The following is a 13,228-nucleotide window of genomic DNA, read 5'->3' as shown; positions in this document are numbered from 1 at the left end:
GGCTTTTCGTTTATAGCGGTTTTTTAAATACAATTACTTTTGTGTCATCGGGTCTATAACGGGTATAATGATAAACAGGAATGCAAAGGGAAGGAGTTATGGAATGAAACGGATTGGAGTACTAACTAGTGGAGGAGATTCTCCGGGAATGAATGCAGCCATCCGTGCTGTGGTCCGGAAGGCGATTTATCACGATCTTGAGGTTTACGGGGTTCAGTACGGTTATGCCGGGTTGATCGAAGGCGATATCAAAAAAATGGAGCTTGGCGACGTAGGGGATATTATCCACCGCGGCGGAACAAAATTGTATACCGCCCGCTGCGAAGAGTTCCGTACCCCCGAAGGACGCCAGAAGGCAGTGGATCAGCTGAATGCAAGAGGGATTGAAGCATTGGTCGTTATAGGCGGTGACGGTTCCTTCCGCGGCGCTGAAAAATTGACAGAGCTTGGTTATCCGACGATTGGCGTACCGGGCACAATCGATAATGACATTTCGGGAACGGATTACACCATCGGCTTTGATACGGCGCTGAACACAGTCATCGACGCTATTGATAAAATTCGTGATACCGCCACTTCACATGAGCGTACATACGTTATTGAAGTAATGGGCAGAGATGCCGGTGACCTCGCTCTCTGGTCCGGGCTCGCCGACGGCGCAGAGACGATTCTTATTCCAGAAGAAGAGTATGACATGGATCAGGTAGTAAGCCGTCTCCGCCGCGGTCACGCGAGGGGCAAAAAACACAGTATCATCATTATCGCTGAAGGCGTGGGAAGCGGAACAGAATTCGGCCAAAAAATTCAGGATACGACGAATCTTGAAACGAGGGTGACCGTGCTTGGCCATATCCAGCGCGGAGGCTCGCCGACCGGATTTGACCGTGTGCTCGCAAGCCGTCTCGGAGCGAGGGCCGTGGAGCTTCTTTTAAACGGTAAAGAAGGACGTATGGTCGGCATTGAAAAAAATGAGATTGTTGATAAATCCATTCCGGAAGTGCTTAAGCAAAAGCATCAGGTAGACTCCGGCATGTATAAATTGTCTCAGGAACTGTCGATTTAATTCCGGATTCAACGCAGTGTCACGGATGAAAAGTTTCTATGGTACAATGAACTAGGATTTTAGAGAGAGAACAGGAGGAAAATCATGCGAAAAACAAAAATTGTATGTACGATAGGACCGGCAAGTGAAGCGCCGGAAACGCTGGAGAAATTAATTGAAAATGGCATGAATGTAGCGAGACTTAACTTTTCCCACGGAGACTTTGCTGAGCATCAGGCCCGGATTGACAGCATACGCGAAGTTTCTGCCCGTTTGAAAAAAAACGTTGCTATTCTGCTGGACACAAAGGGTCCGGAAGTACGGACTCATACGATGGAAGGCGGCTCCATCCAGCTTGAAAAAGGGCAGTCACTCATCATCAGCACAGAAGAAGTCGTAGGGACAACTGAAAAAATCTCTGTCACCCACGATGGCCTGACAGACGATATGGAAGTCGGCAAAAAAATCCTTCTCGATGATGGACTGATTGAGCTCGAAGTTACCGGTATTGAGGACAAGGAAGTTCATACGAAGGTGCTGAACAACGGTGAACTGAAGAACAAAAAAGGCGTTAACCTTCCGAATGTGAAGGTCAATTTGCCAGGTATCACAGAAAAAGATGCGGATGACATCGAATTCGGGATCAGAAACAACGTCGATTTTATTGCCGCTTCGTTTGTGCGCCGGGCCTCTGATGTTTTGGAAATCCGGGAGCTCCTGGAAAAACACGGAGCAGAGGATACGTTCATTGTGCCGAAAATTGAAAACCAGGAAGGCATCGACAACGTTGAGGAAATTCTTGAAGTGTCCGACGGATTGATGGTGGCGCGCGGGGATATGGGCGTTGAAATTCCACCAGAAGAAGTACCGCTCGTACAAAAGCGTCTGATTAAACGCTGTAACTTCCTGGCGAAGCCAGTCATTACAGCTACACAGATGCTTGACTCCATGCAGCACAACCCGCGTCCAACCCGCGCTGAAGCAAGTGATGTGGCGAATGCCATTTTCGATGGTACAGACGCTATCATGCTTTCCGGGGAAACCGCGGCCGGGGACTATCCAGTGGAGTCCGTGGAAACGATGAGCAACATCGCGCTGAGAGCAGAATCCTCGCTGCAGTATCGCAATACGCTTGATGAAAAAACAAAAGAAAGCAAGCCTTCCATTACCAACTCCATCGGGCAGTCGGTTGCCTATACCGCCCATTCATTGAATGCTTCGGCGATTCTGACCGCCACCGAAAGCGGGTATACTGCACGCATTGTTTCAAAATACCGTCCGGAGTCACCGATCATTGCAGTTACAAGTAATGAGCGTGTCTATCGCCGGCTCGCTTTAATTTGGGGCGTTCAGGGGCTGCTTGGCACAAAATCGAGCACTACCGATGAAATGCTTGATGTTACCGTAAGCAAAGCGCTGTCGGAAGAACTTGTCAGCCGTGGAGATCTTGTGGTTATCTCTGCCGGAGTGCCTGTAGGTGAAACAGGAACGACTAATCTGATGAAGGTCCACGTGATCGGTGAAACGGTTGCAAAAGGCCAGGGTATCGGCCGTTACACTGCATCAGGCCGAGTCGTGGTAGCAGGAAGTGCAGAAGAAGCAAATGCCAAAATGACAGAGGGCGCAGTACTCGTCACCCAGGCAACGGATAAAGATATGATGCCGGCTGTGGAAAAAGCGCTGGCTGTGGTGACAGAAGAAGGCGGCTTAACCTCCCACGCTGCTGTTGTAGGATTGAATCTGGGTATCCCTGTAGTAGTGGGGGTTGAAGAAGCCAGAAGCTTGTTTGAAGACGGTGAGGAAATTACAGTCGACGCTTCAAGAGGTGACATTTACCGCGGACATGCAAGTGTACTGTAAGGAGTTCTGGGCACTATCTATATAACCGAAATTCTGAAACGAGGCAGGGATCTGGATAAAATTTTAAATGAAAGGGGGCGGGCAGATGGCTAAATGGTTTTTATTACTGCTGATTATTGTACCGGCCGCAGAAGTAGGTGTATTAATATTATCCGGTAACACGATTGGCATATGGCCGACAATTGCACTCATTATTGCGACCGGACTGCTTGGTGCCTGGCTTGCGAAACGGGAAGGCCTGCAGGTGTTCCGTACGCTGCAGATGCAGACGCAGCGGGGAGAGGTGCCTGGAGATATTGTTCTGGATGGCGTCTGTATTCTTGTTGGCGGTACGCTTCTGCTCACCCCGGGATTTATCACAGACGCTCTCGGTTTCAGCCTGTTAATTCCGTGGTCGAGAAGAGGAATGAAAGCCGTTTTAAAGAAATGGTTTAAAAAAATGGTGGATAATGGGAATATAAGAGTGATGGGGCGCAGGTGGTGAGCCTGCTCCCGATTGAAACTTCTGAAAACTTTCCGGGCGTACATGACATGAAATTGTCAAATGTGGTAGGATTATTAGGAGCGTTTAATTTGGAAGGATGACCATGCATTGTTATCGCAAGCCTCAGTTTTTTTACTTATACTGCTTGCGGTGGGGATTTTCGCAAAAAACCAGTCATTAATCATAGCTGTCGCTGCTTTAATCGTTATAAAATGGACAGGACTGGGCGATAAAATATTTCCGTTTATGCAGGCAAAAGGCATTGAAATTGCTGTTACTATTTTGACATTTGCGGTTCTGGTCCCCATTGCTACCGGGGATATTGGCTTTCGCCAGCTTGGTGAAGCAGTTCGTTCCTATTATGCATGGATTGCGCTCGCCTCGGGCATACTGGTTGCGCTTATTGCCAAGGGTGGTGTAGAGCTGCTTCAAACAGATCCGCATATCACTACTGCGCTTGTGCTTGGCACCATTTTAGCAGTAGCTCTGTTTAACGGTATTGCCGTCGGGCCTCTTATCGGGGCCGGCATCGCTTATATTGCGATGAGAGCCGTGGAGTGGTTTTCCTCTCTCGGCGGATAGGCGGCTGGATAACAGCCGGAGGTGTCTCCGGCTGCCCCCCACAGGGTAAAAGTCATTATTGTGTACACAATTGAATGCGCTATACCTCCAAAAAGTGGCAGTGCAATTGGGCTTTTATGTCAAAAACAGACCAACCGTTCTGTTTTCGAAGCGTATGTTTTATTAAAAGGAAAATGTAAGCATTTTCCTTCTTCAGTACATACGCTATACTTTTTGAATTAAAGGAGAGATTGTGTAATGAGTTCAACTCGTGGTTTAGAAGGCGTTGTAGCTACTACTTCCAGTGTCAGCTCCATTGTTGATGATGTATTGAGATACCAGGGTTATCATATTGATGACCTTACAGAAAATGCATCTTTTGAAGAAGTTATTTATCTACTTTGGTACGGGGAGCTTCCAACCAAAGAAGAATATAATAATTTCCGTCAGTCGCTCATGGATAATATGAGTGTACCGGATGAAATTTTTGAATACATGAAACAGTATCCGGTCGATAAAGTGCGCCCTATGGCTGCTCTTCGTACTGCAGTTTCGCAGTTGAGTCTGTACGACAGTGAAGCCGATGACATGAGCGAAGAAGCAAACCAGCGTAAAGCTGTGCGACTGCAGGCACAAATTTTATCTCTCGTTACAGGTTTTGCAAGAGTTCGAAAAGGAAAAGACCCGATTAAGCCTGATCCTGCACTGAGCTTTTCTGCAAACTTTTTGTATATGCTAAACGGAGAAGCACCGGATGAAACATCGATCAAAGCGTTTAACAAAGCGATGATTCTGCACGCTGACCATGAACTGAATGCATCTACATTTACTGCCCGTGTTTGTGTAGCCACGCTTTCGGATATGTATTCTGGAGTGACAGCGGCTATCGGCGCATTAAAAGGCGAGCTTCACGGCGGTGCCAATGAGCGTGTAATGGGAATGCTGACAGAAATCGGCACCCCGGATAATGTGGACAGCTATGTGCAGAAGCTTCTCGATAACAAAGAAAAGATTATGGGATTTGGACACCGGGTATATAAAAATGGCGATCCGCGTGCCAAATACCTGCGCGAGATGTCCCGTCAGCTGACAGAAGTTACCGGAGAATCAAAATGGTATGACATGTCGATGAAAGTTGAAGAAAAAATCGAAAACGAAAAAGGTCTTCTGCCGAACGTGGATTTCTTTTCAGCGTCTGTGTATCACAGTCTCGGCATTGACCACGACTTGTTTACACCGATTTTTGCAGTCAGCCGTACGTCCGGATGGATCGCCCATATTCTTGAGCAGTATGAAAATAATCGTTTAATCCGTCCGCGTGCAGAATACGTCGGTCCGGAAAATAAAACGTATGTTTCTCTGGAAGAACGGTAAGCTGGAGTTAAACAAGCGGAAAACGGTGCTTCGTTTTCCTGCTCCGCTTATTCAGCGTTCCGGGCATAATTTTGTGCCCGGGTAAAAAGAAAAGTTGATCACATTAAAGGAGGATTTATTTTATGTCTAACGGAGAAAAAATTCAAACTAATAATGGTAATTTAACGGTGCCAAACGAACCAATCATTCCTTATATCGAAGGGGACGGCATTGGCCCGGACATCTGGGCTGCAGCGGAGAAAGTATTGGATGCAGCTGTAGAAAAAGCCTATAACGGTGAAAAGAAAATTCACTGGAAAGAAATTCTTGTAGGCCAGAAAGCTTACGATAAAACTGGCGAATGGCTCCCGGAAGAATCCCTGGATGCTATCCGTGAATACTTAATCGCTATTAAAGGCCCGCTCACCACTCCTATCGGTGGAGGCATCCGTTCCCTGAACGTAGCACTGCGTCAGAAGCTTGACCTGTTTACGTGCCTGCGTCCGGTACAGCACTTTACAGGCGTACCTTCCCCGGTAAAGCGTCCGGAAGACGTTAACATGGTTATTTTCCGTGAGAACACTGAGGACATTTATGCCGGTATTGAATTCCAGGAAGGTACAGATGAAGTGAAAAAAGTAATCGACTTCCTGCAAAATGAAATGGGCTCCGAAAACATCCGTTTCCCTGGAACATCCGGTATCGGCGTAAAACCTGTTTCCAGAGAAGGTACTGAGCGCCTCGTCCGTGCTTCTATTCAATACGCACTTGATGAAGGCCGTGAAAGCGTGACCCTCGTCCACAAAGGAAATATTATGAAGTTTACCGAAGGCTCCTTCAAAAACTGGGGCTACGACCTTGCAGAGCGTGAATTCGGCGATAAAGTCTTCACATGGCGCGAATACGATGAAATCGTAGAAAAAGAAGGCAAGGAAGCAGGAAACGCTGCTCAGGATAAAGCGGTAAGCGAAGGCAAAATCATCGTAAAAGATGCTATTGCAGACATCTTCCTGCAGCAGATTCTGACACGTCCGAAAGAGTTTGATGTAGTAGCCACTATGAACTTAAACGGAGACTATGTTTCCGACGCGCTGGCTGCGCAGGTTGGCGGCATTGGTATCGCTCCGGGCGCCAACATCAACTATGAGACAGGACACGCTATTTTCGAGGCTACACACGGCACAGCGCCAAAATATGCCGGCCTGGACAAAGTAAATCCTTCTTCTGTTATTCTTTCCGGAGAACTGCTGCTTCGTCACCTTGGCTGGAATGAAGCTGCCGAGCTTGTGCTTCAATCCATGGACAAAACCATCGGAAGCAAAGTCGTTACCTATGACTTCGCCCGTCTGATGGACGGAGCAAAAGAAGTGAAGTGCTCTGAGTTCGGTGACGCTCTAATCAGCAATATGTAATCCAATCAATTGATAGGAGATGAGCATGCATGGCTATTACGCGCAGAAAAGTATCAGTTATAGGTGGCGGCTTCACAGGTGCTACTACGGCTCTTATGGTTGCCCAGAAAGAGCTTGGGGATGTAGTGCTTGTAGACGTCCCGGACAATGAAGGACCGACAAAAGGAAAAGCACTCGATATGCTCGAGTCGACTCCGGTAAACGGCTCGGATGTTAATGTGACCGGCACCTCGGATTACGCTGATACAGCTGGATCGGACATTGTCGTAATCACAGCAGGTATTGCAAGAAAGCCGGGAATGAGCCGGGATGATCTGATTAATACAAACGCAAAAATCATGAAATCTGTCACAAAAGAAGTGGTGAAACATTCGCCGGAATGCATTATTGTCGTGCTCACCAATCCGGCAGATGCAATGACATATGCGGTGTATAAAGAATCCGGCTTCCCTAAAAGCCGTGTTATCGGCCAGTCCGGGGTGCTCGATACGGCACGCTTCCGTACGTTTGTCGCCCAGGAAACCGGCATTTCCGTTGAGGACATCCAGGGATTCGTTCTTGGTGGTCACGGAGATGACATGGTACCGCTGATCCGTTACTCAAACGCTGGCGGAGTGCCGCTGACTAAGCTCATATCCCAGGAGCGTATTGACGCAATCATTGAACGCACGCGCAAAGGCGGGGGAGAAATTGTGCAGCTTCTTGGTAATGGAAGTGCCTATTACGCCCCGGCCGCTGCTCTTACGGAAATGGTTGAAGCGATTTTAAAAGATAAAAAGCGAGTGCTCCCATCCATTGCTTATCTTGAAGGCGAATATGGATATAATGATCTTTACCTCGGAGTGCCAACCATTCTTGGCGGTAACGGGTTGGAAAAAATTATCGAGCTCGAGCTGACAGATGAAGAACAAAATCAATTGAATACTTCTGCTGATTCTGTTCGTGATGTCATGAAGGCATTACCGAACGATTAAAGAAGTACTGTAGGCTGCCTGTACGATTACAGGCAGCTTTTTTATGCCTTCAGGAGAAAAACGATAAACATTGAGCTGTATGACTCGCTTATAGTATGATGAATGTGACAGATGCAGCAGCTCGGGAAAATAATCAGTGCCAAGGGGGGCACTGAGAGGCGGAGGGTTCATATGGCAACACGGTTATTGGTAGTAGATGATGAAGAATCCATTGTAACGCTGTTAAAATACAATCTTGAGCAGTCGGGATACACTGTTGATACAGCTTACGACGGCGTGGAAGCACTTCGGAAAGCACAGGAGGTAAAGTACGATTTGATTGTGCTCGATCTAATGATTCCAGAGATCGACGGCCTTGAAGTGTGCCGGAAAATCCGGACAGAAAAGATTCAGGTTCCAATTTTGATGCTGACGGCAAAAGACGAAGAGTTTGATAAAGTGCTCGGTCTTGAACTGGGAGCCGATGATTATATGACAAAGCCGTTCAGTCCTCGCGAGCTGGTTGCCCGTGTCAAGGCGATCATGCGCAGGGTGGACTATTCCGGTCAGGAAATGGAAAAAATAGAAAGAAAAAGCATCGGCCACTTAACAGTGTATCCCGAAAATTATGAAGCATACGTGAAGGAAGAAGAGCTTGAGCTGACGCTGAAGGAATTTGAGCTGCTCGTGTACTTAATTAACCATAAAGGACGGGTGCTCACACGTGACCAGCTGTTGAATGCTGTATGGAATTACGAATTTGTCGGGGATACGAGAATAGTTGATGTACATATCAGTCATCTGCGTGAAAAAATTGAACCGAATACGAAAAAACCGGTATACATCAAAACGGTCCGCGGTTTAGGCTACAAATTTGAGGAGCCGGCACCTGCATGAAGCGATTCCGTACCAGTCTGATCGTAGCTCTGATGGCGATTATTTTAATCGTTTTGACCGTCGTGGGGCTTATTATCGGGCAGATTGTCCGTTCTCTTTACGTGGATGAACTCGAGAACAGTCTGGAAAGAGAGGCCAACCTTTCTGCCTCGATTGCTGAAGAACGAGATGAAGAAAGCTGGGAAGCGCTGGCACAGAATATCAGCAGCCAGCTGGATGTCCGCGTGACGATTATGAATGAAACCGGTGAGGTTATTGGGGAAACGGAAGCTGAATCAGAGGAACTGGACAATCATTTTGAGCGTCCGGAAATAGAGGACGCCCGCGAAAGCGGAGAGGGAAGTAACATCCGTTACAGCAATACGCTGGAAGGAGAGCTCCTTTATTACGCTGTGCCATTTTCGTATGAAAACGATACCTATTATATGAGGCTTGCGATTCCTGTCGAACGAATCAATGCCACCAACTGGCTGATCTGGGGAACATTGATTGGCAGCTTTGGTATCGCGCTTCTGATCATTTTATATATTACCACAAAAGTGACAAATCAGTTGACAAAACCAATCACTCAGGCTACAAAAACGGCCAATGAACTGGCTAAAGGAAATTTCAGCGCCAGGGCTTATGGAAATACGCAGGATGAAGTCGGTCAGCTGACCCGTTCGATTAACGTGCTCGCATTTAATCTTGAAAGTGTGACAAAGGAAAACCAGGAGCAGCAGGAACGGCTTGAAACGCTGATCAATACGATGGAGAGCGGCTTGGTGTTTATAAACAGCCGCGGCGAGATTACATTGATGAATGCATACTGCGCCCGTATTTTTAAGGAAGACACAAGCCAGTGGCTCGATTTGCTGTACTATGAAGCGATGGACGAGAAAGAAATCATTAAGCTTATCCAGAAGATATTTTTAACGGAAAGCCGCTCCAGTGCTACTGTGCAGATGCTTCATGAACTTGAAGTGCGTTTTTTCCACGTCTACGGTGCTCCGGTGCTGGGGGAAAAAGAGGAGCTGCGCGGCATTGTGCTTGTGTTGCATGATATTACAGAGCTGAAAAAGCTCGAAGAAGTGCGAAAAGATTTTGTCGCGAACGTATCACACGAATTAAAAACGCCGGTTACTTCCGTGAAAGGCTTTACCGAGACTCTCCTGGACGGAGCCATGCATGACGAAGCTCTAAGCAGGCAGTTTCTGGATATTATTTGGAAGGAAAGCGACCGGCTCCAGGATTTAATTAGTGATCTTTTGGAGCTTTCAAGAATTGAGCAGGATTATTTTGAATTGAACCGGGCACGATTCGATGTAAGCAATACGGCCGCAGAAGCCGTCCGTCTGCTTGAGCCTAAAGCGATTGATAAGCACCTGCTGCTTACTTCGCGTGTGGACGCAGGGATTTATATGGACGGGGACGAAGCCCGGCTGAAGCAGATTATTATCAACCTGGTCAATAACGCCATTATTTACACAAAAGAAGGCGGGGAAGTGCAAATCCGGTTGTTTAAAGAATCAGAGGAAGTAGTGCTTGAAGTGGAAGACAACGGCATCGGTATCAGTCCCGAGCAGCTGCCGCGTATCTTTGAGCGGTTCTATCGTGTTGATAAAGCGAGAAGCCGCGGTTCGGGCGGGACCGGACTCGGGCTTGCCATTGTTAAACATCTGACGGACGCCCACGGCGGCCGTATCGAAGTGAACAGCACGAGGGACGCAGGAACGGTATTTACACTGCGTTTTCCGGGAGAAAGACAATCCATAGAGGAAGAATTTACAAATTCTTAACCTCCGGTAAACGACCTATTTACATTTATGCTATAACATAGTGGTCGAACGGGTTTTCATCCGCTGCTTGTTTTTGCGGCGGGCTGCATCCCCTCTGGAACGAAAGCACCCCTTGGCTTTCGTTCTTTTTTTATGCTTTTTTTCAGGTAGACATTCTGACGCTGTCCCCGGTATATGATAAAATATAACGATGAACGTGAAAGCCCGATTGATGGTGTACATAAGAAGCCGGTTTGGCTTTTTGAAATAAGGAGGACAATGATTTGAGTAAACTAGTGTTATTGGATGGAAACAGTATTGCTTACCGGGCTTTTTTTGCCCTGCCTCTTTTAAATAACGATAAAGGCGTTTATACAAATGCGATTTACGGCTTTACAACCATGCTTTTGAAAATTCTGGAGGATGAGGAGCCAAGCCACGTGCTGGTGGCCTTTGATGCCGGAAAAACAACCTTCCGCCACGATACTTACAGCGAGTACAAATCCGGCCGGGAAAAAACTCCTTCTGAGTTATCCGAACAGCTTCCAGTCATTCGTGAAGTGCTGGACGTTTTTAAGGTTCCTTATATCGAAAAGGAGAACTATGAAGCAGATGATATTATCGGCACCCTCTCGAAACAGGCCGAGGATGAAAACTGGGACGTGCGCATCTATACCGGTGACCGGGACCTGCTGCAGCTGGTCAGCCCTCACGTGCACGTTTCCTTTATCAAAAAAGGAATAACAAATACCGAACTGTACGATCCGGACGCGATTCAGGAGCGTTACGGCCTTGAACCTCTGCAGATTACTGATATGAAGGGGCTTATGGGAGACAGCTCGGATAATATTCCAGGCGTGCCCGGGATTGGGGAAAAAACTGCATTAAAGCTTTTACAGGAGTATGGCTCCGTGGATAAAGTGCTGGAATCCATTGATAAAATTTCCGGGAAGAAAATGAAGGAACGGCTCGAAGAAAACAAGGATCAGGCGAAAATGAGCAAAGAGCTCGCTGTTATTTACCGGGACACGCCGCTTGATTTGGAGCTTCAGCAGTTAAAGCATGAGGAATATGACGTAAAAGAAGTGACAGATCTTTTCCGCGAGCTTGAGTTTCAAACGCTCTTAAACAAATTTGATGACGTTGATGAAGCGCAGCAGACCTTCGATGAGCTGGCCTACAGGCATGTGACAGACGTGCAGGAGGATATGCTCGTTTCCCCATCTGCCCTGGTGGTGGAAGTGCCGGAAGAAAATTATCACCACGGAAGTATCTGGGGCATAGCGGTTATTAATGAAACCGGACGTTATTTTATTTCCACAGAGGATGCGCTGCAGAGTAAAGCGTTCCAGAAATGGGCTAAAGATGAATCCAAAGAAAAATATACGTTTGATACAAAGCGTGCTGTCGTGGCTCTCGGCTGGAAAGGCGTGGAACTCCGGGGCATCACCCATGATACGCTTATAGCCTCCTATTTAATTGATCCTTCCGTATCTTCGCACCACGTGTCTGATATAGCTAAGCGCCGGAATCTGCAGGTGGTTGACACTGACGAAGCGGTTTACGGCAAAGGCGCAAAACGCAAAAAGCCGGAGGAAGAAGCACTGGCAGAGCATCTGATCCGAAAAGGTGAAGCCGTCTACCGGCTGCAGGGAAAAATTGAAGAGGACTTAAAGCAGAACGAGCAGCTTGAACTGTTTAAGGAGCTGGAAATGCCGCTGTCGCTTGTACTCGGACAGATGGAAACTCAGGGCATCAGCGTGGACCGTCAGCAGCTTGAGGTGATCGGTGATGAGCTGGACGGCCGTCTCGCAGAGCTTGAAAAGGAAATTTACAAACAAGCCGGGCGTGAGTTTAACATTAATTCGCCGAAGCAGCTCGGGCCGATTCTGTTTGAAGAGCTCGGGCTGCCGGCTGTTAAGAAGACGAAAACCGGCTATTCCACGTCGGCGGATGTGCTCGAAAAGTTGAGTGACCAGCATGAAATTATCCCGAGTCTGCTGCTGTACCGCCAGATTTCGAAGCTGCGCTCCACGTATATTGAAGGGCTGTTAAAGGTGATCCACCCAACTACGGGCAAAATCCATACGATGTTCAACCAGGCGATTACGCAGACAGGGCGGCTGAGTTCTACCGAGCCGAATCTGCAGAACATCCCAATCCGCCTTGAAGAAGGCCGGCGTATCCGGAAGGCTTTCATTCCTTCTGAATCCGGGTGGTCCATTTTATCGGCAGACTATTCGCAGATTGAACTTCGGGTGCTTGCTCATATTGCAGATGATGAGGGGCTCAAGGAAGCTTTCCAAAACAATATGGACATTCACACAAAAACTGCGATGGATGTGTTTGGCGTTGGGCACGATGAAGTGACATCCAACATGCGCAGAAGCGCGAAAGCTGTAAACTTCGGAATCGTTTACGGCATTTCGGATTACGGCCTTTCGCAGAGCCTTGGCATCACGAGAAACGAAGCGAAAGAATTTATTGAGAGCTATTTAAAAAGCTATCCCAACGTGCAGAATTACATGAATGAGATCAAGGATGAAGCGAGGCGCGACGGATTTGTGACCACTCTTCTGCACCGCCGCAGATACCTGCCCGACATGAACAGCCGCAACTTTAACCAGCGCAGCTTTGCGGAAAGAACAGCTATGAATACTCCTATTCAGGGCACTGCGGCTGATATTATTAAAAAAGCGATGGTGGATGTAAGCAGAGCCCTTGAAGAAAAAGGTCTGAACAGCCGCCTGCTGCTGCAGGTACACGACGAATTAATCTTTGAAGTACCCGAAAATGAAGTGAAAACCATGCAGGAGCTTGTGCCGGAGCTGATGGAGCAGACAATTGAACTGTCGGTGCCTTTAAAAGCAGATGTAGCCCAGGGTCCGACATGGTATGATGCGAAATAA

Annotated in this window: 10 protein-coding genes; all 10 read left to right on the top strand. The window is 47.6% G+C overall.

Annotated elements, in window-relative coordinates; all coding sequences use genetic code 11:
* Positions 1–103: 103 nt before the first annotated feature.
* The 10 genes from pfkA (at position 104) to polA (ending at position 13,228) form a co-directional block, all read left to right on the top strand.
* Positions 104–1,063 (top strand): 6-phosphofructokinase, encoded by a 960-nt coding sequence (gene pfkA, locus ACTTK7_RS02900; protein WP_462865620.1) that lies wholly within the window; start codon positions 104–106, stop codon positions 1,061–1,063.
* An 84-nt stretch (positions 1,064–1,147) separates the two neighbouring features.
* Entirely contained in the window at positions 1,148–2,902 is a 1,755-nt protein-coding gene (pyk, locus tag ACTTK7_RS02895; RefSeq protein WP_462865618.1) for a pyruvate kinase, read from the top strand.
* Between the two features lie 85 nt (positions 2,903–2,987).
* Positions 2,988–3,386 (top strand): FxsA family protein, encoded by a 399-nt coding sequence (locus ACTTK7_RS02890; RefSeq protein ID WP_462865617.1) that lies wholly within the window; start codon positions 2,988–2,990, stop codon positions 3,384–3,386.
* A 108-nt stretch (positions 3,387–3,494) separates the two neighbouring features.
* Positions 3,495–3,968, top strand: coding sequence for a DUF441 domain-containing protein (locus tag ACTTK7_RS02885; protein WP_022793103.1), 474 nt, complete (start codon positions 3,495–3,497; stop codon positions 3,966–3,968).
* Positions 3,969–4,205: 237 nt separating this feature from the next.
* Positions 4,206–5,321 (top strand): citrate synthase, encoded by a 1,116-nt coding sequence (gene citZ / locus ACTTK7_RS02880; protein WP_462865615.1) that lies wholly within the window; start codon positions 4,206–4,208, stop codon positions 5,319–5,321.
* Between the two features lie 122 nt (positions 5,322–5,443).
* A complete protein-coding gene (gene icd, locus ACTTK7_RS02875) occupies positions 5,444–6,712 on the top strand; it encodes an NADP-dependent isocitrate dehydrogenase (protein WP_462865613.1) in 1,269 nt (422 codons plus the stop codon).
* Between the two features lie 29 nt (positions 6,713–6,741).
* Positions 6,742–7,686, top strand: a complete 945-nt coding sequence (gene mdh, locus ACTTK7_RS02870) for a malate dehydrogenase (protein ID WP_462865612.1) — start codon at positions 6,742–6,744, stop codon at positions 7,684–7,686.
* A 171-nt stretch (positions 7,687–7,857) separates the two neighbouring features.
* Positions 7,858–8,562 carry a response regulator transcription factor gene (locus tag ACTTK7_RS02865; protein WP_462865610.1) on the top strand — a complete coding sequence of 235 codons (705 nt, stop codon included), beginning with the start codon at positions 7,858–7,860 and terminating at the stop codon, positions 8,560–8,562.
* The gene (pnpS, locus tag ACTTK7_RS02860) at positions 8,559–10,340 is read left to right on the top strand and encodes a two-component system histidine kinase PnpS (protein ID WP_462865608.1); all 1,782 of its coding nucleotides are present in this window, start codon (positions 8,559–8,561) and stop codon (positions 10,338–10,340) included. Before ACTTK7_RS02865 ends, pnpS begins: the two co-directional genes overlap by 4 nt.
* Positions 10,341–10,603: 263 nt before the next feature.
* Positions 10,604–13,228 (top strand): DNA polymerase I, encoded by a 2,625-nt coding sequence (polA, locus tag ACTTK7_RS02855; protein WP_462865606.1) that lies wholly within the window; start codon positions 10,604–10,606, stop codon positions 13,226–13,228.

The organism is Marinococcus tarijensis (assembly GCF_054971385.1).
Note: the sequence above shows the minus strand (reverse complement) of the source record. Positions and strands in the feature narration are given on the sequence as shown.

What these genes read in the sequence shown, in the direction of transcription:
- pyk (WP_462865618.1), top strand. Translation starts at nt 1,148, where the DNA reads ATGCGAAAAACAAAAATTGTATGTACGATAGGACCGGCAAGTGAAGCG.
- citZ (WP_462865615.1), top strand. Translation starts at nt 4,206, where the DNA reads ATGAGTTCAACTCGTGGTTTAGAAGGCGTTGTAGCTACTACTTCCAGT.
- pfkA (WP_462865620.1), top strand. Translation starts at nt 104, where the DNA reads ATGAAACGGATTGGAGTACTAACTAGTGGAGGAGATTCTCCGGGAATG.
- pnpS (WP_462865608.1), top strand. Translation starts at nt 8,559, where the DNA reads ATGAAGCGATTCCGTACCAGTCTGATCGTAGCTCTGATGGCGATTATT.
- ACTTK7_RS02865 (WP_462865610.1), top strand. Translation starts at nt 7,858, where the DNA reads ATGGCAACACGGTTATTGGTAGTAGATGATGAAGAATCCATTGTAACG.
- mdh (WP_462865612.1), top strand. Translation starts at nt 6,742, where the DNA reads ATGGCTATTACGCGCAGAAAAGTATCAGTTATAGGTGGCGGCTTCACA.
- icd (WP_462865613.1), top strand. Translation starts at nt 5,444, where the DNA reads ATGTCTAACGGAGAAAAAATTCAAACTAATAATGGTAATTTAACGGTG.
- ACTTK7_RS02890 (WP_462865617.1), top strand. Translation starts at nt 2,988, where the DNA reads ATGGCTAAATGGTTTTTATTACTGCTGATTATTGTACCGGCCGCAGAA.